This window comes from Granulicella aggregans, assembly GCF_025685565.1.
Taxonomy (GTDB): domain Bacteria; phylum Acidobacteriota; class Terriglobia; order Terriglobales; family Acidobacteriaceae; genus Edaphobacter; species Edaphobacter aggregans_B.
The window spans coordinates 234918-255690 of sequence record NZ_JAGSYE010000004.1; the positions used below are offsets into that span (position 1 = coordinate 234918).

At 57.9% G+C, this 20773-nt stretch carries 13 protein-coding genes, 1 pseudogene and 1 riboswitch; of the genes and pseudogenes, 4 read left to right on the forward strand and 10 right to left on the reverse strand.

The genetic code is table 11. The features are described from left to right. The first annotated feature begins 240 nt into the window (after positions 1–240). Positions 241–1908 carry an EAL domain-containing protein gene (locus OHL18_RS20485; protein WP_263376740.1) on the forward strand — a complete coding sequence of 556 codons (1668 nt, stop codon included), beginning with the start codon at positions 241–243 and terminating at the stop codon, positions 1906–1908. A 651-nt stretch (positions 1909–2559) separates the two neighbouring features. Here OHL18_RS20485 and OHL18_RS23390 read toward each other — a convergent pair. From OHL18_RS23390 to OHL18_RS20505, 5 genes and pseudogenes are all read right to left on the reverse strand, one after another. After that, complete coding sequence (locus tag OHL18_RS23390) at positions 2560–2982, reverse strand: TadE/TadG family type IV pilus assembly protein (protein WP_396274976.1); 423 nt, start codon at positions 2980–2982, stop codon at positions 2560–2562. 251 nt (positions 2983–3233) lie between these two features. Further along, entirely contained in the window at positions 3234–3758 is a 525-nt protein-coding gene (locus OHL18_RS20490) for a TlpA family protein disulfide reductase (RefSeq protein WP_263376741.1), read from the reverse strand. Positions 3759–3773: 15 nt separating this feature from the next. Then, positions 3774–4847, reverse strand: coding sequence for a hypothetical protein (locus tag OHL18_RS20495; RefSeq protein ID WP_263376742.1), 1074 nt, complete (start codon positions 4845–4847; stop codon positions 3774–3776). Between the two features lie 540 nt (positions 4848–5387). Then, positions 5388–6418, reverse strand: a pseudogene (locus OHL18_RS20500) (IS110 family transposase). 197 nt (positions 6419–6615) lie between these two features. Next, positions 6616–8547 (reverse strand): winged helix-turn-helix domain-containing tetratricopeptide repeat protein, encoded by a 1932-nt coding sequence (locus OHL18_RS20505; protein WP_263376743.1) that lies wholly within the window; start codon positions 8545–8547, stop codon positions 6616–6618. A gap of 232 nt (positions 8548–8779) precedes the next feature. On the opposite strand from OHL18_RS20505, the gene OHL18_RS20510 reads away from it, so the two are divergent. The 3 genes from OHL18_RS20510 to OHL18_RS20520 all read left to right on the forward strand — a co-directional run bounded on the left by OHL18_RS20510 (position 8780) and on the right by OHL18_RS20520 (position 10888). After that, positions 8780–9412 carry a hypothetical protein gene (locus tag OHL18_RS20510; protein ID WP_263376744.1) on the forward strand — a complete coding sequence of 211 codons (633 nt, stop codon included), beginning with the start codon at positions 8780–8782 and terminating at the stop codon, positions 9410–9412. A 612-nt stretch (positions 9413–10024) separates the two neighbouring features. Continuing rightward, positions 10025–10504: an alpha/beta fold hydrolase gene (locus OHL18_RS20515; RefSeq protein WP_263376745.1), complete on the forward strand. Its 480-nt coding sequence runs from the start codon at positions 10025–10027 to the stop codon at positions 10502–10504. 51 nt (positions 10505–10555) lie between these two features. Next, positions 10556–10888 (forward strand): alpha/beta fold hydrolase, encoded by a 333-nt coding sequence (locus OHL18_RS20520; protein WP_263376746.1) that lies wholly within the window; start codon positions 10556–10558, stop codon positions 10886–10888. Positions 10889–11132: 244 nt separating this feature from the next. Here OHL18_RS20520 and OHL18_RS20525 read toward each other — a convergent pair whose 3' ends face one another. The 5 genes from OHL18_RS20525 to OHL18_RS20545 all read right to left on the reverse strand — a co-directional run bounded on the left by OHL18_RS20525 (position 11133) and on the right by OHL18_RS20545 (position 20620). After that, complete coding sequence (locus OHL18_RS20525) at positions 11133–11417, reverse strand: hypothetical protein (protein WP_263376747.1); 285 nt, start codon at positions 11415–11417, stop codon at positions 11133–11135. A gap of 277 nt (positions 11418–11694) precedes the next feature. Then, on the reverse strand, positions 11695–13653 hold the full coding sequence (gene pabB / locus OHL18_RS20530; protein ID WP_263376748.1) for an aminodeoxychorismate synthase component I: 1959 nt from the start codon (positions 13651–13653) through the stop codon (positions 11695–11697). Positions 13654–13827: 174 nt separating this feature from the next. Further along, positions 13828–16107: a 5-methyltetrahydropteroyltriglutamate--homocysteine S-methyltransferase gene (gene metE / locus OHL18_RS20535; RefSeq protein ID WP_263376749.1), complete on the reverse strand. Its 2280-nt coding sequence runs from the start codon at positions 16105–16107 to the stop codon at positions 13828–13830. A gap of 143 nt (positions 16108–16250) precedes the next feature. Further along, positions 16251–16451, reverse strand: a riboswitch (cobalamin riboswitch). 49 nt (positions 16452–16500) lie between these two features. After that, positions 16501–19029: a phosphocholine-specific phospholipase C gene (locus OHL18_RS20540; protein WP_263376750.1), complete on the reverse strand. Its 2529-nt coding sequence runs from the start codon at positions 19027–19029 to the stop codon at positions 16501–16503. A gap of 148 nt (positions 19030–19177) precedes the next feature. Next, the gene (locus OHL18_RS20545) at positions 19178–20620 is read right to left on the reverse strand and encodes a hypothetical protein (protein ID WP_263376751.1); all 1443 of its coding nucleotides are present in this window, start codon (positions 20618–20620) and stop codon (positions 19178–19180) included. Between the last annotated feature and the right edge of the window lie 153 nt (positions 20621–20773).

Genomic DNA, 20773 nt, shown 5'->3' on the forward strand with positions numbered 1-20773 from the left:
CAGTAGTCGTTTTGTTGCCGTCAAATCCACGTGTTAAGAGAGGAATTCACCTTGAACCGCTGATTGATCGAGCATATGATCTGCTGGTCTCGAGCGGGACGCGCTTTTGCTCCTCCGGTCTGGCACGCGAAGCGTCACATGTACATTCGACCCTCATTTGCCTCTGCACATCGCGGCCGCAGCTACTTATCATCCCATCCCAAAGGACTTTCGGACTTTCCGCAGCCGAGAGACGAAACCATGACCCAAAGCGATTTGCACGTTTCTCAAGCCAACCTGCAATCAGCAAAGCGGCTGATGACACGAAGAGTTCTGTTTCGCGTCGCCACTAGAACTGCCATTCTTCTGGGTGCCACGGCACTGGGCATGGTAACGGGCAGTCTTTTAGGGGTCAGGGTCGCCCTTAACTTCATGCAGCATTCGTTACGGAGCTATGCGGTAGATCGTTTGGGGGAGGTGGACGACTACTCCGCTGAAGCCCTGCGAGTCCTTGCAAAGATGAATGCTTCGAGCCTGCCGCGTTGCTCGGAGGCGGAGCTCGGCAGCTTTCGTAGATTGCTGATGAACGATACGCACTATCTCAAAGACATTGGCCGCATGAGCGGAGGTCGCCTTGAGTGCTCCGCCATGATCGACCGCTCCAGTTTGCCTGAGTACGAGTTTCAGCCTGCCTTCGATGGTTCCGACAACTCCAAGATCTACATCAATGTGGAGCCTCTTCGAGTTGGTCCGTGGACAGCAATTGTCATGCGCATCCAGGACTCGTACGTCGCGTTCGACCCTTATCCGCGTAAAGCGGGACCTCCGGGGAGAGTGTTTACGATCACGATGCGCACCGCCCCCGCCGGTCGATCGCCGTATCTAGGTGGGGACCGTTTTCCTGTGACCAAGGACTTGCTCAAGGAGAATGTCGATCGCCGTGACGCGAACAACCTCTACTCGACGCAGTGCTCGGATCACTATCCGCCCTGCGTAACGGCCTCTATGAATATCCACACCGCGATCCTGGAACAAAGCCGTCAGGTGCGGGTCTGGGTGATTATTGGTGGGTTGTCTGGCCTTTGCCTGGGTCTCGTCTACATGCTCTTAATCAAGCAAGAAAAGGGCATCGAACGACAACTTCGGCGCGCCATCAGGCAGAACCGTCTGCGCGTCGTCTACCAGCCATTGGTAGACCTCGTTTCCATGAAGGTGGTCGGAGCCGAGGCGCTGGTGCGCTGGACCGACGAGGATGGACTCGTTATCTCCCCACAGGTTTTTATACAAATTGCTGAGCAGCGTGGTTTTGTGAACCTGATTACTGCATGGGTCGTCCGCCAAGTGATCGCTGATTTCGGTCCCTGCTTTCACCGAAACAAGGACTTCTTCATTAACGTAAATGTTGCTGCCTCTGACTTGTCCGATACGGCACTCTTGCCCATGCTGGAGGCTTCTCTCCGCGCCGCTGGAGCTTCGCCGCGCAACCTGGTCATCGAGATCACGGAAGGAGCAACGGTCCGGCATCGCGTTGCCATGGAGGCGGTCGCACAGCTTAGAGGCCGCGGCTATCGCGTCTTCATTGACGACTTTGGGACCGGCTACTCGAGCCTCGCCTATCTCAAGGATCTTACGGTTGATGGCATCAAGATCGATAAAGCATTTACGCAGACGATCGGGACTGATTCGGTCACGGTCGGTATCCTGCCGCAGATTTTGGCCATGGGAGAAGTGCTAAAACTGACTGTCGTCGCTGAGGGCATCGAGACTCAGGCACAGTGCGCCTACTATCGAGCAAGGGGACTTCCACTCCTTGCGCAGGGCTGGCTTTTCGGCCACGCGGTCACTCTGGAAGAGTTCCATGACCGGTGGTTGGTGAGCGAGAAGCCGCTTATCAATACCTGCTCGGTAGGAGAAACGACCGTTCGCTAGTCCCCTCATGCAGGGGCGTCGCCGGGAGCACTCGAAGGTCGTCTTAAGAGCTTCCGAGGAAACCTCCAGGCCGATGCCTGCGCGGGATTTCATCGGCTCTCCGAAGGTTCGCTTCCGCAAGGGTGCTAAGGCACTTCTTGCAGGCAGGATTCAAAGCGCAGCAGACTCGTTATTGCAATATGCTTCCCACGCCCGTGCTGCTGTAGCGGATGTCGTTGTATGTGTAGCCGAGGATATTCAAGTCATATGTGATCGTAACGGTTACGTATACACCAGAGCCGATGACATTGCCGTTGGGGTAACTTGAAGTGATGGACCCAAGTGTTCGCGGGAAAGCTGAAGACATAGGGCCTGACGATATTGTTGAGGTCTTGCTGGGTTGCAGCAGAGTAACTGGTGGCGCTATGAAGGGTGGAGTAGCGTAGGGCCGCGCGGCTGGCGAAGTTGGTATTCCCGATGCGGAAGATCATGAGACTGAATCCGAAGATCATGAGGAAGAGAACCGGCAGAATCAGAGCGGTCTCAATGAGCGAATTGCCGTCCTCTCGCCGTAGGCCGCGGTTCAGACGTCGGAAGCAACGAAGCGGATTAAGGACGACTTCCGTCATCAGTTCGTTCCCGTCCACGGAGTGGGTGCGATGGCTACTGATTTCACCGTATATGTAAGCGGCAGGCCTTTGATGGAGAAAAGGAGTGGAAGCTGGGCAGTGGCAGTGACTTGGATGTACTGATTAGGGATCCCGTACGAGCCACAGGAGGTATGGCTCGTACAGAGGATTTGAGAGCTACCTGAGGCGCAGAGGCAATATTGGGTAGCATTAATGCTATATCCGGGATGCCGCTTGCGGAGGAGGTTCCGACCGACTTGGTGTAGTTCAGATTGTTGGCCCATGGGAATGTGGTGGCGGCTTCCGCGGCGGAACGTGCGGAATCTGCGACAAGAAGATCTTGATGCAATATGACTCCGAAATCGACGACGGCAATGAGCATCAGGATCATGACGGGAAGGATGAGCGCGACCTCAATGAGGGAACTGCCTTCGTTTCTACGAACAAATTTAGGCGTGAATGTCATTGGACGAGGCTCGGAAAGAGGCGGAGCGGGTTGCCCGCAGGCAGAGGTGCGTAGTTGTTGGCCGGCGTGACCCCGGCGTCATAGTTGTACATGTTTGCCACCACCATATTGAGGTAATTCGGAACTCTGGAATGCAGTGTTCGCTGCCTAATCGAAAACCACGTCGCCAGAAGAACCGCGGCCGTCGAGAAATTTGCACCAGAGCCATCGTGAGATCACGGACGACAGTGCGGTGCGATGACGGCAGAGCTCTATAAGCGCTTGATGGTTGACGGTGGTGCGGGAGTGGAGCGATCGCTCAGCAGCCAGTCGATGTAGGTGGTGACGTCGGTCTCGCGGGCTTCTCCCATGATGCGACCAATGGGCGTGCCATCCTTGTCAAGGATGATGGTTGACGGCAGGGCGTTGCCCAAAGCCAGACGGTCGAGTGTGCCGATGTCGGCACCGGTCCAGACCTCAAGCGAAAGGTTCTGCTCCTGAATGTAAGGACTAATCTTTGAGCGGGTTTTGGAATCGTCGGCGGAGATGGCGATGAAGCGGATGCCTTTGTTGGCGTAGCGCTGCTTGAGTGTGGAGAGGCGTGGGAGCTCCTCTTTGCAGGGACCGCACCATGTGGCCCAGAAGCTGACGACGGTGATGGAGCCGCGAAGGTCGGAGAGCTTCTGGATGTGACCCGTCAGGTCCTGAAACTTAAGGTCGGGAACCGGCTTCGCCCCTGCGGTAAGGGCAAAGCCGGCGATAGCGATGGTGATCGCGAGAGTGAGAAGTTTCTTCATGGATGAGTGCATGAGTTAGAACCTGCGGGTGTAGCTGGCAAGCCAGACGTACTGTGCGAAGGCTGCGTCGCCGTGGGTCCCGTAGACACTGTCGGGGTAGCTGACGGTGCGGTCGCGACGGACGGCCTTGTAGACGCCGGCGGAGAGGATGTTTCCGCTGCGGGTGTACTCGAGGCCAGGACCGAGGGTGACTGCGTAGCCGGGGCGGCGAAAGCCGTCGTTGCTTACGGGGAAGAGGTTGTAGGCGGGCACACCTTCCCAGCGCGGCCCGACGGTGGCGGTGAGGCCGGGAGCCTTGGAGATCGGGAACGCGAGGCCGGCTTCGAGGAGGTACTGGTCGGCGATGGAGTTGAAGTCGTTGAGCGGCGTGGTGGTGCTGGTGGAGCGCTGCACGCCGTCGGTGCCACCGTTCATGGCGATGTAGTTGCCGTCGGTGTAGAGGGTGAGGTTTTGATGCAGGGTGGTGTAAGCGGACCAGTTGAGGACGCCTCCCCAACCGCCGGTGCCGGGCTGAATGGAGTAGTCGACGGGCGCGGTGGTTGTGGTGGTGACGCCGGTGGTGGCGTTGGTGGAGCTGGTGGTGTTCTTTACGTCGTCGTTGCCGGTGGGGAGATACGCGCCGAGGCCGACGGAGGCGTTCCAGCGGGTAGCTTTCGAGGGATTTCGGATCCAGGAGTTGACGGTGACGATCATGTCGCCGACGCCGGTGGCCTGGTATTCGATGGGTGAGCTCTGCGATTTGCGCGAGGCCCATAGCTCAGGGATGTCCATACTGACGCTGACGCGGGGCGTGACCTGGTAGGTGATGCCGAGGGTCGCGAGGTTAATGCGATTCTCAACCTGCGTTCCCTGCTGGGCGCGGTACTCCTGGTAGACGTCGCCGACATAGTGCTGGTAGGAGAACTGATGGCGCTCGCCGATGGTTACCTGCCAGTGGCCGGGCTGGAGATAGCCTCCCTGTTCGGTGGGAAGGCCAGCTTGCTCTGGTGAACGGGCGAGGATGCAACCCTGCGAGTGGGCGGCGACCGCGCCAACGGTGAAGAGGAGGGCAAAGAGAGGGGCAGAGATGCGGTGAAGCTTGAAGCTCATTGGAGATGTCCTTGGATTCATGCAGGCGCAGGTTCGCGATCATGTGGCGGGGTGGCCCGCGTACACGTTGGCGGCGTGCGTGGGTGCATATTTTGTGCTCACGCGATCTTAGGAAGTTGCTATGAAAGGCGCATCCACCGGAAGGATGAAATTGCTGGGCGTGCCGTAGAGGGTGCCACAGTAAGTAATACCTAGTTCTTAACAGGAGGGTTACAGGTGCGTTTGCCGATCGGCATGCAAGCTCGACGGCGGTGCAGTGGGCTGACACTCCCGCAATGTATGGTCCGCCGTCTGACTGCAAGGGAAAAGTTGAGGGTGAAGGAAAGTCTGCGTCAATGTATCCGGCCTTTGTTGGAGGTTGAGTCTCCTGGCCATGATGAGATACGCGCGTACCTGCCCTGCTAAGTCGGTCGGCCGGTGATGGCCATTTGCGGGATCAGGTTTCAGGTCCGCCGTTTTGACTGTTCTTTCATCCTGCTCGTTCCGGTGCAGGCCTCGGTGGGAAACTCAAATTGTAGCCCTGAAGTGACGCGGAACGGCTTAGGCAGCTATTGCCTCAGCTGCACCGCGATATTCCTCGCCGGTTGAGAGGACTGCCCATGCGATCCGCGCCAGCTTGTTCGCAGCCGCGACGATCAGCACATTGCGTGGAGCTCTCGCTTCAAGCGCTGTCATCCATGGACCCATCGCCAGTCGATCTCGCTTGCATCGCAGAACGACTACCCGTGCCCCGTGGATCAGGATCCTGCGCAGATAGCGGTTGCCCCGCTTACTGATGCCAGAGAGCTTCGCTCTCCCGCCAGTTGAGTACTGCTTCGGCACAAGTCCCATCCAAGCAGCGAACCCTCGTCCCTTACGAAACGCGGCACCGTTGCCGATCGCGGCCACAATCGCTGTTGCGATTAAGGGTCCTATCCCGGGGATCTGGCGCAGACGAATGCAGGCAGCGTCGCTCGAGGCGATCTGTTCCACTTCAAGGTTAAGATCGACGACCTGCTGTTCAAGATTCTTCCACTCGTTCCAGAGTAAAGCGAGCAGGTTCCGCATCCGTGGAGTCAGGTCTTGCTCAGCGTTCTCCAGGACCTGTGGTATCCGCTCTCGAAGTTTCGCCGGACTCTTAGCGAAGACCAGGCCACGCTCAAGCGGGAATGCGCGGAGCTGGTTGATCACCGACGTGCGCCGTGTGATCAATCGCTCACGCACACGATGCAGCGCCTGAAGGTCAAGCTGGTCGTATGTCTTAATGGGAACGAAACGCATGTTGTGGCGATCAACAGCCTCCGCGATCGCCTCCGCATCAAGGAAGTCGTTCTTGTTCGACTTCACGAAGGGCTTCACAAACTGCGCCGGAATGAGCTTCACGTCATGGCCTTGTTCACGAAGAGTCCGTCCCAGGAAGTGCGCTCCGGAACACGCCTCCATCCAATCAAAGCGGTCTGCATGTTGGCAGTGAAGATAATCAGCTGCTTCTGAGAGAACTTCTTCCTCAACAGGATCTTGCCGCTATCGCCGAGAGCTACGAGGTGAAAGGTCGTCTTGCCAAGGTCAATGCCAACTGAGCGAATCTGCATGTCGATGGTCCTCCTTGAACCTGCCTTCAAGATCCTCCACACTGTGTGTGGAGTTCAAGCGGCGGACCATCTCAGTCGTCGGGGTTTTGAGAAACTACGTCAGCAACGGCCGACCGAGCCGATCCGGTTTCCCATAACGCCGTTTTCGTGGGAGCGAACTGGTCAATGAGCGACTCGGTCTGTTGCGTCGGTTGAGCTTATTTGCTGTCGATCTTCCTGGCGGTTAAGTCAGAATCGATTGGCCGCCGGGTCACGGTGCGACTTGCGATGGAAGTCACAGGCAACCCGATCTTCTGCACAAGGGACTGGAAACGTGGTTCACTCTGCAGAAAATCGAATGCGGGATCCGTGGCGATCATAAGGAGCCCAAAATCGTGCAGGCGAAATGCCTCTTCAAGCATTGAGAGCGTGGGTTCCTTCTCGCCGAGTTCAGCGTGGTAGGTTGCCAGCGCCACGGGCGAGACATACTCCTTTTGTTGTCGAGCAGAGTAGAAGGCCAACTGCCAGCGGACGACCGCAGGCCATCCGCCTCTGGCGAAGGCGGTGCGAATTAAGGATGCGTCACGCGGGTCGTCAAAAGCAGAAAATAACTTCGCCGCAGCGTCTGCTGCGTCCCTATAGCTTCTCTTGCGGCGCAAGCATTCCATACGGCAATACAGAAGCGTGGGATTGAAAGGTGCGGCTTCGAGGCGAATCTTCAGGTCATCGAGAGCTTCATCGTATTCGCGGTGGTCCATAAAAATCCATCCGAGCCAAGGGGCGTGTTCAAGCGGCGCCATTTCGATTGCCTTCTTAGCTAACTCAATGGTTTCGGAGCGTCGATCCTCAACAAGCATTACATCGGCCCGGAACGCGTAAAATTCGCCGTTGCTTGGGTCGAGACTGATGGCCCGAAGGATTTCGCGGTCCGCATCCGCGGGGTTCCATCGGGCGATGAGATATGTGGCGGCCATAGCTCCGTGCGCTTCGGCAAGATTCGAATCGAGCGCGATTGCACGTGCAGAGGCTTCTTCTTCTAAAGGAAGTGCAACGCGGGGGTCAACTTCGCCGGCCACGACAGCTTTGCCGTAATAGTTCGCCAGGCCTGCCCAGGCCGCCGCGTAGTCGGGCTGAATCTCCGTGGCTTTCTGGAAATACGGCTCGGATTCAAGCTCTCTGTCGCTGTACCACAAGTACTTACCGCGAAGATAAGCATCGTGCGCCGCGGGATTGACATAGCGCTGAGTCATGGCAACAGGCGTCGCACTATCTAATTGTTTGGCGATCTCCTGAGCGGCTTCCCCGGCAAGCGCCGTGTCGCTTGTATCCCGATTGAAGCTTTGGGCCCAGATGTGGGAATCGGTGTCGGCACGAATCAGTTGCAAGGTCATGTGGACTTGGTCGCCCTTGCGCGCAATGGAACCCTCCACGATGCCCTCGACTCCGAGTTCCCGGGCGATCTCGGAGAGCGGACGATGGGCCCCCTTATACTGCATCACCGATGTGCGCGAGGTGATCCGGAGGGTCGAGTTGCGGGCGATCATGGTGGTCAGTTCGTCTGTCATGCCGGCGGCGAGATATTCCTGGCTGGTGTCGCCAGAGAGATTGTCGAGAGGAAGCACGGCAAGCGACCTGATGACTGGGGCCGTGCTGTTCAACCGATGTCTCGCCAGCAACAACGTGAACAGCAGCACGAGTGCAGAGGCAGCCGCGAGCCACAAAACCCGATGCGCATGGGTGCGCGCCGGCGCATGAATTGGCGCAGGTTGAACGATCGGGGAGGTTTCCAGCTCGCCTCTGGGAAGCTCTGGGACCCGCGGCTGAATAACCTGCGACTGGATAAGGACCGGAGCGATGAAACGGTAGCCAACTCCCGTCACCGTCTGAATGAACTTCGGCTCAGCCGGATCATCCCTTAGTGTCTGGCGCAGCTTTCGAATCGCCGTATTGATCCCGTGTTCGGTATCGACGAACACTTCGCTGGACCAGAGCCTCTCCGCGATCTCCGCCCGGCTCACCAGCTGGCCCTCCCTTGAAACCAGAAGGATCAGCAACTCCATCGGCTTGCGTTCCAGTCGCAGCGGTTGACTCTTGCGCAGCAGCTCAAATCTACCGCAGTCCAGCCGAAACTCCGAAAACTCGTAGACCATATCGGGCCCACGAGCGGTCGCAGAACTGGTCTCCGGACTGAACGCAGGATTAGACACGCTTGTCCTCGCCTTGGCAGACATCTATGGTATACGACGGAAATCTACAGATGGAAAAGACTTAGTGGTTCACCAAAACTTCACCTCGGCCTTCACCCTTACTCCATTGCTGCTTTGGTTCGCTGCCGCTAGTTTCGTCCTCAATCGGCCTCTTCAGCCGAGGAGGAGAAATCAAATGAAAACAACACATTGGAAGTGGATGAACGCGGCGCTGCTGGCTCTTACCCTTGTACCTGGCGCCCTGGCACAGTGCGGTCTGCCAGGCAAACCGATCAAACCTGCAGCGTGGCACCCGCTTTACGGAGCGCCCAGTCCGCACCTCATAAGAACTGGCTTTGAAGACTTCTTTGACCACGAACCGCAAATCGTCGGGATGTGGCACGTCGTCTTCACGGCGCAAACTCAGGGGAGCCAGAACACCCCCATTCCCGGTGGATTGGTCGTCGACAACTCGGTTGTGGTCTGGCACAGCGACGGAACGGAGATCATGAACTCCGCGCGCGCGGCTCAGGACGGAAACTTCTGTCTAGGAGTCTGGAAACATACTGGAGAACGACGGTATCTTCTCAACCATATTCCGTGGCTAGGAAATGTCTTCGACCCCACCGCGCCACCGAGTACCGTCGGACCGCCCCAGGCAGGCGCGCAGTTCATTGAGAACATAACGCTCAGCCGGGATGGTGATTCCTATAGCGGCACCTTCACCCTGCATGCCTACGACACGAGCGGAAACGTCTACGCGTCGTTTACAGGTGTGCTCTCGGCAAAGCGAATCACCCCGGAGACTCCGTTCAGCGATCTGCTCTAAGAGAGAGTTGAGTCAGGGAGGTCGCCAGTCTTCGGACCGGCGATGTCCCTGACTTGGAGTTAAATAGAGCGAAGGTCGCGGCGGCGATTCGGGGTTGAACGGATTGGCAGTGTGCAGCAGGAATTAACAAAACCAAAGAAGACACGATCGAGGCGTAGACCCGTTTAACCATGAGAGATTATCTCCCCCCCGGGGGCCATCAATGTTTAAGCTCGTGAACGGCATTTGCGGAAGGTTCAGCGTACCTGCTTGGGGTTCTTGCACTCGCAGGGATTCTTACCGCAGGCAATGCACAACCCATTGGTCCGCCGCTCCTGGGTCTTCTCAAACGCTGGCGACGGGTGGTTCGTGCCTCTGAAGAGGTCCCAATGTTTGAATTTGCCAGAACGGGGATCGCCATTGGGTGGCTCTTTAGGTTTCTTCATACCAAATATCCTAAGGCATATGAACAAGCTACAAACCTAACCTCCCTGGAAACGGGATTATCGCCAACTTCGACCCGTTCGGGTGCCTAGAGAACCGAACTTGCCGAGAACGCCCAGACTTTCGAGGAACCTCTCTTTTCGCTATGCTTGCGAGCATGCAGGATCTGTTACGGACTAGGGGGCGGTGATGAGTCCCCAGTACCGCCACATTGTCGTCAGCGGTGTCCGCGTAGCCTACATAGAGCGGGAAGCGTCCGGAAGACAATATGAAACGTCAATCCTATTGCTCGATGCGTTGCTGGCTACTGCTGAAACGCTGGCGGAGCTAATCGCCGGGCTGTCGACTGACCGTCGAGTTGTAGCGCTCGACCTCCTTTCGGCCAGTTCCTCGGACAAGAAGAGCGTAGATGTCCATCAGGCGAGTCTCACTGGGTTGATCCACGAATTCATGCAGACTATTGGTTTAGTGCAACCCGTTCTGATCGGGCATTCACATGGCGGGGCACTCGCTTTGCGGCTCGCGGCGACGGCTCCAATGGCTTTGAAGGGTCTGGTGCTGCTGGCTCCGGCGCATCCCTTTGGCGGCTACAGAAGCCGCGTCGTGAACTTCTATCTCCGACAGCCTGGCCGCATGCTCGCATTGAGTATTCCGGTTGCTCCGAGCTGAATGATTCTACGCGCTTACAACCAGGCTGCAGGATCGAAGAGCCGAATCAGGATGCGGCAACTGCGGCCTCATCTCACGGTGTTGCGCAATCGCAACACTCTACGCCGAGTGCTTGAAATACTGCAAACATGGGACGGGGACATGGATGGTTTGCGCGAAGTGCTGGAAAATTCCGCGATAGCCACTCCAACTCTTCTGATCTGGGGAGAGGAAGACCCCGTTGTCCCGATCGCCAGTGCGGCGAAGTTGGAGGATCGTCTTTTAGTGAGCGAGCGCGTGACATTGGCTGCGATGGGTCATCTGCTGGTCGAGGAAGCACCGGAAGAGTGCGCGAGACTGATTGAGAAGTGGCTCGTCGGCCTTGACGCGCATGATTTCCGATAACACGACTTTCCGGGAGCTTCACTTGTTGCTGCAAAGCTAAATTGTCGCTGGATCTGCAAAGCGGTTCTGTCATCATAGTGCGTCGTAGTCGTCGTGCGGTGCGTAATGTGGGAATCGACGTTCTCTGTCGATTTCCAAGGACTGCGGGAAGGGTGGGACGGTTTTATCGTTCCACCCTTTCCTGTAGCGTGAAGACTTATTTGTCGTAGAGTTTGAGGCGGTATCTGTCGTATGCGGCAATATCTCAGGCCTGACCGATCACAAGGCTATCCCTGGCGGCTTCAACGATCTCGACCGAGATGACATCAGCGTCGTTGACCGTAGAGCCCAGCCGGCTCTCAATGTCTCCGTTGCCGATCTGGTTGACCGACCCAGCCTGATCGGTATCGAGCAATGTGTCTTCGGTGATCACGTTGACGGATTGTTGTAGCGAGGAGATCTTCAGCCTTATGTCTTCACGCAAGGAGATGGAGGATTGGATCTCGAAGTCATGCCACAGCGGCTCAAACCCCGCCTGCCCGATCTCCACGCGATAGAGGCCGAACGGCAGATGCTGTGATGGTATTGGCGTAGTGATTGCTTTTACTCACGATGCGAATAGGTGCCTTCACTGCGACTCCGCCGGGCCGGTAATCGTGAGCTGCAATTCGCCTTGATTGGCTTGCCCAAAGGCTGTCGCGGAAAGACCTAAAAGGAAGTAGAAGGCCGCTTTCATCGCGAGAGCCACCTCGATTGGGTCACAGCTTTCCACAGGGTCTGAAGCTGTGAGTTGCCGCCTCACCTTTATATATCTCACGGCCCGCTCTTCAATGACCGGCGAGATGCGGGATCTGCTTTTGCCAGACTACGACTCCATCGACACGCTCGATCGAGGAGACAGAGCGAACTCCCCGCAGCGAATTACACAGGAAGATCTCGTCGGCGATCTCTAGATCCTGGAGCTGCAGCAATCCCTCTTCAACACCAGGGAGGTCTTTGAGTAATTGCCTGCGTTTGATGCCGGGAAGGACTCCGCAATCGAGGGAGGGTGTGATCCATTTGTTGCCTCTACGTAGGAAGAGATTGCTGATGGCTCCCTCTGTCAGGCACTCCTCTTCGTTGAGGAAGAGAAGTTCATCGAACCCGTTCTTCCGTGCCTCCGCGAGAGGGCCATCATAAAGACCTCGGTTCGTGGTCTTGTGACGCAGAAACACGTCGGTTGAGCGCGTCCGTTCCGTTGCCACGAGCAGTCGGCCGCGCCATGGAGCGTGGCTCAACGGAGTGGCATCGATCTCCCAATCTCCATTCCCGTCGAGTTCGATTCGTACCCGGCTTTCGACGCTTCCACAGCTCTCAGCAGCTACCGCCAACTCGGTCCGCAGTTGAGTTCTGTCGTATTCGATGCCAAAGTATCTGGCTGAACTGGAAAGCCTCTCCATATGAAGCGCGAGAAGTGGAATGCCGGCGTCGCAACGCATGGTTTCGATCAGGGAGAAGGGTGGCTGCCGCCTGGTGAGAAACGCAGCCTTCAAATTGCATTCCTCGAACTCTTCTTCAGCTTTGGAGCCGGCAGTAATTCCACCTCCGACACCCATCGTCAACTGATCGCCTCGAAGCTTCAAGGAGCGGATCGCGACGTTGAAACAGGATTCGCCCCTTGGACCGAAGTATCCGATCGCCCCGGTGTAAACCCCGCGAGGTTGGCGCTCCAACTCGTGGATGATCTCCATGGCCCGCCGCTTCGGCGCTCCCGTTATCGAGCCGGATGGGAACATGGTTGCGAAGATCTGCGAAGGCGAGACGTCGTCGCGAAGCACTCCCGAGCAGGTAGAGGTCATCTGAAGCAGCGTCTTGTAACGCTCGACGTGGAAGAGCTTGTCGACTTTGACCGATCCGTACTGGCAGATGCGGCCCAGGTCGTTGCGGAGCAGGTCCACGATCATCACATGCTCGCTGCGATTCTTCTCATCCGTTCGCAGATGAAGCACCGCAGCTTCATCCTCTTTGAGATCGCGACCTCGCCGCCATGTTCCCTTCATCGGACGAACTTCGATGCGACCGCGATGGGTGCGAAAGAAGAGCTCTGGTGAGAAGGAGAGAACAGGGCCATCAGGCTCGTTGAGGAAGGCGGCGAAGGGAACAGGCTGCTGCTTCAGCAGAGTTTTGTAGAGAGCGAGTGGTTCAGATGCGGTGCAGCCCCGCACGTTGTCCGTGAAGTTAATCTGATAGGTGTCGCCTTCCTGCAGGTAATGATGGATCTTTTGAATGGCCGCGTCGTAGTCCTTTCTGGCAATGGTCAAGCCACCTGTAAGGATGTCGGCCTGATCCTGCTGGACACTGGCAATGCTCTTGGCGGCCGGGAGTGCGCCTCTGATAACGCCGCTTGAGTGATCAAATTCAATCGGGGCGCTGAAGACTCCCAGACGCGCGATCGGCTCTTGTCGCGCAAGAGCCGCATCTTGCTTTGGAGGCAGCCCGACGAAATGTTCGCCACACTCATAGCTGAACCAGCCCGCCACAAAGAGGCCGTCGGCCAGATGATGCTCAAGGTCCGCGAAGAGCCTATCGAGATCGTGGACGGTCCATGCGATCAGCTCCGAGGTTGGTTCCAGGAAGAGCAGACTCTTGTCAAAGTCTCCGTCCGGCTTCGCCGTCTCGAGGAGCACCGACCCGATGGTTTGCGCTGCGAGTTGGCGAAAGCTCGCTGGGAGAGCATGCCATGCGGGTGAACGGCCGGCGGACTCTCGCTGCAGAGATTCCTCCAGCAATGCGTTAGCACTTCCCACTTGGCTCTTCGACCTCAATCCCATTGAACTTCGTGCATCACGCGAATGGCTTTCGACGCAAGGTTCAGATTCTTAAAGAATAAATCCACCATCCTGCTCAGGAATGAGACCGCGTTCCTGAGTCAAAGAAATGGTCAGTGACCCCGTACGGGAGCCACTGACCTTTGGAGATAGCTATACCCCGACGCTGGATGCACGCAACTGCGCTGCAGCGTGGCACATGTTGGTGAGGGCAGCTACTGTCTCTGGCCATGTTCTGGTCTTCAAACCACAATCCGGATTCACCCAAATCTGTTCCGGTTTGAGGACCTGAAGTGCAAGGTCAAGCAGCTTCTTCATCTCGCTTGTATCGGGCACGCGGGGCGAGTGAATGTCATACACCCCAGGTCCGATTTCGTTTGGGTAACCATGAGCGCGGAAGGCCTCGAGCAACTCCATCTGCGAGCGCGCCGTCTCCATCGAGATGACATCAGCATCCAGGGCCGCGATCGCCGGCAGAATGTCGTCGAACTCGCAGTAGCACATATGCGTATGAATCTGCGTTCCATTGCAGACGCTGCTGGTGGCCAGCCTGAAGGCCATCACGGCCCATTCAAGATAGGCGTGCCAGTTGGCACGGCGAAGCGGCAGGCCTTCGCGCAGCGCCGGTTCATCTACCTGGATGATGCGAATGCCCGCAGCCTCGAGATCGCGAACCTCGTCGCGAAGTGCGAGAGCAATCTGCCAGGCCGTGTCCTTACGCGGGATATCGTTCCGGACAAACGACCATTGCAGAATGGTGATTGGGCCGGTGAGCATGCCCTTCATCGGACGGCTCGTCAGCGATCGCGCATACTCGGTCCACTTCACCGTCATCGACCGCGGACGCGCCACGTCGCCATAGATCACGGGCGGCTTCACGCAGCGCGAGCCGTAGCTCTGAACCCAGCCGTTTTCCGTGAAGGCAAAGCCGTCGAGGAACTCCGCGAAGTATTCGACCATGTCGTTGCGCTCGAACTCTCCGTGTACCAATACATCCAGACCGATTGTTTCCTGCTGACGAATGCAGTCCTCAATCGAAGAGCGGAGGTAGGCTTCGTACTGCTCGGTTGTCTCGTGCCCATGCTTGTGTGCGGCACGATGCTTGCGCACCTCAGCGGTCTGAGGAAACGAGCCGATCGTCGTTGTCGGGAAGAGTGGAAGACCCAGCTCCGCTCGCTGAATCTGAGTCCGGTCTGCATAGACGGCAGCGCGGGCAAAGTCCTTTGCTTCAAGAGAAGCAATTTGCGAACGAACCTTGGGATTGACAGTCGTTTCGGCTGCCTCGCGGTCGGCGATGGCCTCGGCATTGGCAGCAATTGCGTGGGTGTCGAAGCTTCCCAGCGCAACGATCTCGCTGAGCTTCTCTTCTGCGAAGCGCAGCCATCCCGCGAGACGCTTGGGTAGCTTGCTTTCGCTGCGAAGGTCGTGAGGCACATGGAGGAGCGAGGAAGAGGGCGCGACGATCACGCGGTCTTCGCCGAGAAGCGCAACCGCCGCCAACAGGGAGGATGTCGCATGGACGAAGTTCGTCAACCATACATTGCGGCCTTCGACGCAACCGACACTCAGCACTTGTTTGGGCTTGAGAGATTCGGCGACAGTTTGCAGCTGTTCCGGCGCGCGAACCAGATCGATGTGGATACCAGCCGTTCCGAGTTCCACGGCGAGTGGAAGATTGCTTCCAATCGCATCGAAGTAGGTGGTCAACATCAGCTTGATCGGCGTCTCCGTCAAAGCGGCATAGGCCGTCCGAAAAGCGTCTGCCGCGCCCTCGGGAAGATCCGTTGCTAGTATCGGCTCATCGATCTGCACCCATGCGACGTCTTCTGCCGCCAGTTGTGCGAATACTTCGCGATAGGCCGAGATGACACGGGGAAGCAGAGTCAGAGGGGCAAATCCGCGAACGCCTTTCCCGAGCAACAACAAGGTGAGAGGCCCGATGATGACTGGCCGCGTCTCGATGCCGAGCTCGCGAGCTTCGCGCAATTCAGCGACCAGTTTGGAGGGGTCGACCGTGAAGGCGAGACCTTCAGACCACTCCGGCACCAGGTAGTGGTAGTTAGTGTCGAACCACTTGGTCATTTCCATGGCGGTCTGCTCGCGGCTGTTGCGTGCCATTGCGAAGTAGCGGTCGAGCGTGACCGGGCCAGCACCAAAGCGTTCAGGCGTGGCCCCGATCAATACGAGCGCATCGAGCACATGGTCATAGAGCGAGAAGTCGTTGGAAGGGACGAAGTCGATGCCGGCGGCCTTTTGAAGGCACCAGTGTTCGGCGCGCAGCGTTCTGGCAACGTTCAGAAGGTCCTCTGCGGTTCGCTTGCCGCTCCAGTAGCCTTCCAGGGCAAACTTCAGTTCGCGTTCGCGCCCCATGCGCGGAAAGCCCAGGTTCGCCGTTTTAAGTTTTGATGGATATGTCGATTCCGGTATAGCCATAGCTTGGTTCTCTCCTAAGACTTGAGAACCACCCATGCGCAGGCAGATCATCCACGCTTGCGCGCGGAGATTGCATTGGTCACCGGTCCAATCCACGAGAACGGTATCCTCAAGCGCACCCAGGGTGAGCGGATCAGCGCTTCCATGGTGGTGGCGGCAGGCACGGTATTCGGACTCTGGGCGACCTACTATGTTGCGGCTTCCCATCTCAAGAGAGACAGTGCCCGGCTCGCGCCATGCAACCTTTCGTTCCCATCACCGCTGCGGGACAGCGCCGGATTTGCACCGGCTTCCCGTTTAACAAGCTGTCCGTAGACAGCCTGACCTGCACTTCACGATTCTACTTCAAGCCCAGTGGCGTCGAAGCCCGCGGAGAGATAGAGTCTGGAGGAATCAGGCCTCGAGTGTGCCGCCCATGAGCGGATCGCTGAACGTGGGCTTCCCGGTCTCGACACGCCCTGCATAACGCGCCTCTGCACTCGAACCCACAGCCTTAACGGTGAAGTCATACCAGCCGTGGGTGCGCTTCAGATCGAGCACAGCAGTGAAATCCTGGCCTGGATGAAGGTCTCTTGCGATGGGTGCAGCCTTGTACGAGTTGTCTTCGATCGTGACGCTTATCTTCTTCTCGAACCTGTTCTTCAAACGAATCTGCAGGTTTCCTGTGGGCGCCCTTCGATTCAGCTCAAGCTCTGCCTTGGATTCCAAAATCGGCGGTGTAGGGCGGCCTTGGAAAGAGCGGTAGAAGCCATTGGCGCTGACGACCTCGATCGAATAGCCAGTATCGCCGAAGTGCGATAGCGGAATCTGCGTCTTCAGCGTGTCGCCCGCCTTGACCGCATAGCTCGAGGAGATCATGCGTCCAGAGGGATGGGAGTCTTTCAGGTTGCGAAGGTAGACGTTGAATGGAGCTCCGGCCGACCGGCTGCCATGGACCTCGGTTGCGGCGGTCAAGCGAAGTTCGAAGTGCTTGTTGTCTGCGGTCAGATTCCCTTCCGCGTAGAGCTCATAGGGGAGAGCGCATGCAGGCCGGATACCCTTCTCCTGCTTCGCCAGGAAGCTGGATTGAAGAGGGGCGCGATTGATCTCTTCGATCTGCTCCGATGTGAGCTTCTGGAAGTTTGACGGAACCTCCTTGAAGCGCGCCTTCTCGATGCTGACGACGAACTTGTCCCGGTCGAGCGACTCCATGGAGGGCTCGTTGGGATCGTAGGGACGGAACGCGGAAGTGAGATCGCCTGAGACGGTGCGGCGCCACGCGCTGACATTGTCTTCGCGCACTTTCTTGCCAAACTTCGATTCGACGAAACCTTCAAGAAAGGTAAGGACCGAGGTGTGGTCAAACACCTGTGAGTTGACCCATCCGCCGCGACTCCAGGGCGAGGCGATGATCATCGGTACACGGAAGCCCATGCCGATGGGGCCGGAGCGGGCGTCGGCATCTTCCACTCCCATACGCAACTCATCTTCTTTGTAGGTGTACTCAAGACCGGTGTCGATTCCCGATGAAGCGCCGCCGGTTTGCGGGCGCTTCGGGTCGGCGGCGACGAACGACGGCGCGTGATCGAAGTAGCCGTCATTCTCATCGTAGGTCAGGATGAAGATGGTCTTCTTCCATACCTCGGGATTGCTGGTGAGGATGTCCATCACCTCGGAGACATACCAAGCGCCAAACCAAGGCGAACTTGGATGGTCGGAGAACCTCTCGGAGGCCGTGAGCCATGAGACGGCTGGCAGCTTGTCCTCGTTGACGTCCTTGCGGAATTTATAGAGAACGTCCCCTTTGGGAACCTCCATGCTGCGAGGTTGACCCTGTTCCTCGTATGGCAGAGAGTGCAGGGTCTGGTAGTCCGGGTCCGCCGCGTTGGTTACAAAAGCCGCGTTGTGCAGGGCCTTCTGGTGATCGGAGAGCTGCTGGTAGCGCGCCTCGCCCGCTCCGGCAAGCGTCGACTGGATGGCATCGGCGCGACTCCGCATCTCCTGGAGTTCCTTGGCGAGCTTTGCCGCCGCCGCGTGATCTTTCTGTTCGGCGAGCCTCTTCTCGAGCTTCGCGGTACGGGCTGATATCTCACTGAGTTCCTGTTTCGCGGCCAGGACAAAACCCGGGTACGCCTCAACGTTATATGCGGAGAAACATTCGAGCACGTTGTCGCCGAAGTTGGAGAGCCACGCGTCATGTTCCCCTGATAGTCCCGAACGAGTGAGCTCGTTCTGATAGGACTTCCAGGTGATTCCGGCCTCTTCCAGCCGCTCAGGAAAGGTCTTCCAAGTCATGCCGCCGTCATCGATCTGTTCGTTGCGTATATGGACCTTCGCGTCCACACTCTGGTGTTCACGAATCGTGCCGGTCCACAGGTAACTGCGGTTAGGCGAGGTGCTGGTCATCACGGAACAGTAGTTCTGATCGCAGAGGGTAAAGGCGTCTGCGAGTGCGTAGTAAAAGGGCAGGTCCTCGCGGGTGTAGTGACCCATCGTCAGGGGCAGGGGCGCATACTCCTTTTCGCCGGAACGCTTCGCGTCCAACCAACCGTCATGGAGGCCTTCGTTCCAGGCGTCGACCTGGCTCTCACGAGAGTGGGGAAGCGACCCCATCCAGGTGATGCGGGTGTCTTTGATGTCGAGCCGCCATGGAGCGAAAGAGTTCCCCGCCGCATCCGTCTGCACGAAGACGGAGTTGCCATTCTGCTGGCGCAGAGCGCGCGGGTCATTGAATCCCCGGACTCCGCGCATGGTGCCGAAGGCATGGTCGAAGGAACGGTTCTCCTGCATCAGGATCACGACGTGCTCTGCGTCGAGGAACGTCGAGCCCGGTGCCGCTTCAATCGCGTAGGCCTTTTGCACGGTCTCGGTGAAGAGGCCGCCTAGACCGGCGGCACCGGTCACCAGGGTCGCAAGTTTGAGAAAGTCGCGTCGTGTTTGCATAGGGATTACCTCCCAGAGTAGTTGCCAAAGACCGCGCCTGGCGGGTTGCGCCATCCGCCGCCTGGCGTTTTACGATGGGATTGTTGGTCTTTTTACAGTGGCACCGAAAATACCGCAAGGCGACGCCCGTTCAAGGCGATTTCTCTCGTCACGGATGCAGATGGACGGCGACGACTTGTGCCGGCCCAGCGCTCTCGCCCAGAGTATCGGACTCAAGCAGCATCTCGAAGTGGGGCAGAGTGCCGTTTGGCTTGCGGATCTTGGTAAGGATGGGGAGGAGACGATCGTCATCCATCGCAAGATCGACGGCCGCCTCGGTCCCGACCATCGACAGCCCTTCCAAAAGCAACACATTTCCTGTGCCACTTAGGTTCGGCAGGAAGGCGATGACGGAGAAAGCTTTCGTCTTCGTCGACGGCGTGTAGGAGCTGTAAACCGGCGACTCGCCCGAGGCGGGATGCTGGTTGAGGAAGACGGAGTGCGTCTCCGGGTTGTCGATGCTGAAGACGAAGTCCATGTGGTTCTCAAAGAGCTCCACCCAGGGCACCGCCTCCTGGGCGCCGATCATGATGGCGTTTCCTGTCTTGAAGTCGTTCAGGTGCATGTCGCGGCTGTAGCGGACGAGAGTGCGTTCTGGAAAAGCTTCGGGCAGGCGCAGTAGATGCGTGAGCGCGTTAGCGTCCACGGTAGAGGTGTACCTGCGATGCAGGAGGAAGCGCGCGAAGTCCGGGTCTACATGCTGGACGTATGGCATCTGTGCGCTTACGTCGTCGTTGAGGTAGTCGTGCAGCGAGACATGACGCCTGGCGACCGCATGGAAGAGAACGAGGCCGGAGTCTCCGAGGACGATGCTGGTGGGCTGGTCGTCGGTAAAGAGCTGCCCCCACAGAATGTGATGGCGCTTGCTCGGGAAATGGGAGCGAAGATGAATACCCAGGAAGACAACAAGGGCAATGCAAAGCAGAGCCAGCAGACCGGTGATGACGCGGTGACGCAAGAGTTCGCTGGCTATGCGCCTCGGGGCCTCCGGGTTGGGGGCGAAGTTCTCCGATCGAGACGGCGGCGGCTGACGATCGACCTCAGACCTGCCTGCGACGAGAGCAGATGGGGCAAGCAGGGACGATTCGGGCGCCGTGATCGCGCTGGCTGGCTGGGCGTGGGATGAAGTCGCGAGAAGCTCGCCTCCGCCGTACTCCGAACGGGGAACAAAAACCGGCGTGTAGCCACCTCGCGGAATGATGAGGAGCAGCGGCTCCTGCTGTCCTGCGGAGCGGAAGAACTGCTCCAGGCGGCGGCGCAGACGCAATGCGTGGGAGCGAACGATCGTGTCGGCGGCGGAGTCGTAGTCGCGCTCACGGCCGAAGACCTCGACGCCGATGTGCTGCTCGCTGAGCAGGTCTCCGCGGCCTTCGAAGGTCGCGGTACAGATATAGAGGAGAAACTTCGCGAGCTGCGGTGAACGGGTGAACTCCGGGGTGGCGAGTATTCGCTGAACAAGCTGTGCCCGCGGGTCTTCGTGAGAAGGAATCGCCTCAACCCCGTCAAGACTCGGATCATCCATCAAGAATCGGCCTGCTGCCTCGGTGCTCACACTCTCCCCTGGTTCGACTTTAGCTTTCAAATGATTACAAACGTGTGAATCACCTGGTTTCACCCCCGCCAATGCGGGTCGTCTGCGCTTGCTGAACTCCCTTTGCTTCCTGCGCGGACCGTAAATCCACCGCAAATCTCGGAGAAATCACTG

Bases quoted from the DNA above. Each gene is read 5' to 3' on its own strand.
- OHL18_RS20485 (WP_263376740.1), top strand. From the start codon at position 241: ATGACCCAAAGCGATTTGCACGTTTCTCAAGCCAACCTGCAATCAGCA.
- OHL18_RS23390 (WP_396274976.1), bottom strand. From the start codon at position 2,982: ATGACATTCACGCCTAAATTTGTTCGTAGAAACGAAGGCAGTTCCCTC.
- OHL18_RS20490 (WP_263376741.1), bottom strand. From the start codon at position 3,758: ATGAAGAAACTTCTCACTCTCGCGATCACCATCGCTATCGCCGGCTTT.
- OHL18_RS20495 (WP_263376742.1), bottom strand. From the start codon at position 4,847: ATGAGCTTCAAGCTTCACCGCATCTCTGCCCCTCTCTTTGCCCTCCTC.
- OHL18_RS20505 (WP_263376743.1), bottom strand. From the start codon at position 8,547: ATGGTCTACGAGTTTTCGGAGTTTCGGCTGGACTGCGGTAGATTTGAG.
- OHL18_RS20510 (WP_263376744.1), top strand. From the start codon at position 8,780: ATGAAAACAACACATTGGAAGTGGATGAACGCGGCGCTGCTGGCTCTT.
- OHL18_RS20515 (WP_263376745.1), top strand. From the start codon at position 10,025: ATGAGTCCCCAGTACCGCCACATTGTCGTCAGCGGTGTCCGCGTAGCC.
- OHL18_RS20520 (WP_263376746.1), top strand. From the start codon at position 10,556: ATGCGGCAACTGCGGCCTCATCTCACGGTGTTGCGCAATCGCAACACT.
- metE (WP_263376749.1), bottom strand. From the start codon at position 16,107: ATGGCTATACCGGAATCGACATATCCATCAAAACTTAAAACGGCGAAC.
- OHL18_RS20540 (WP_263376750.1), bottom strand. From the start codon at position 19,029: ATGCAAACACGACGCGACTTTCTCAAACTTGCGACCCTGGTGACCGGT.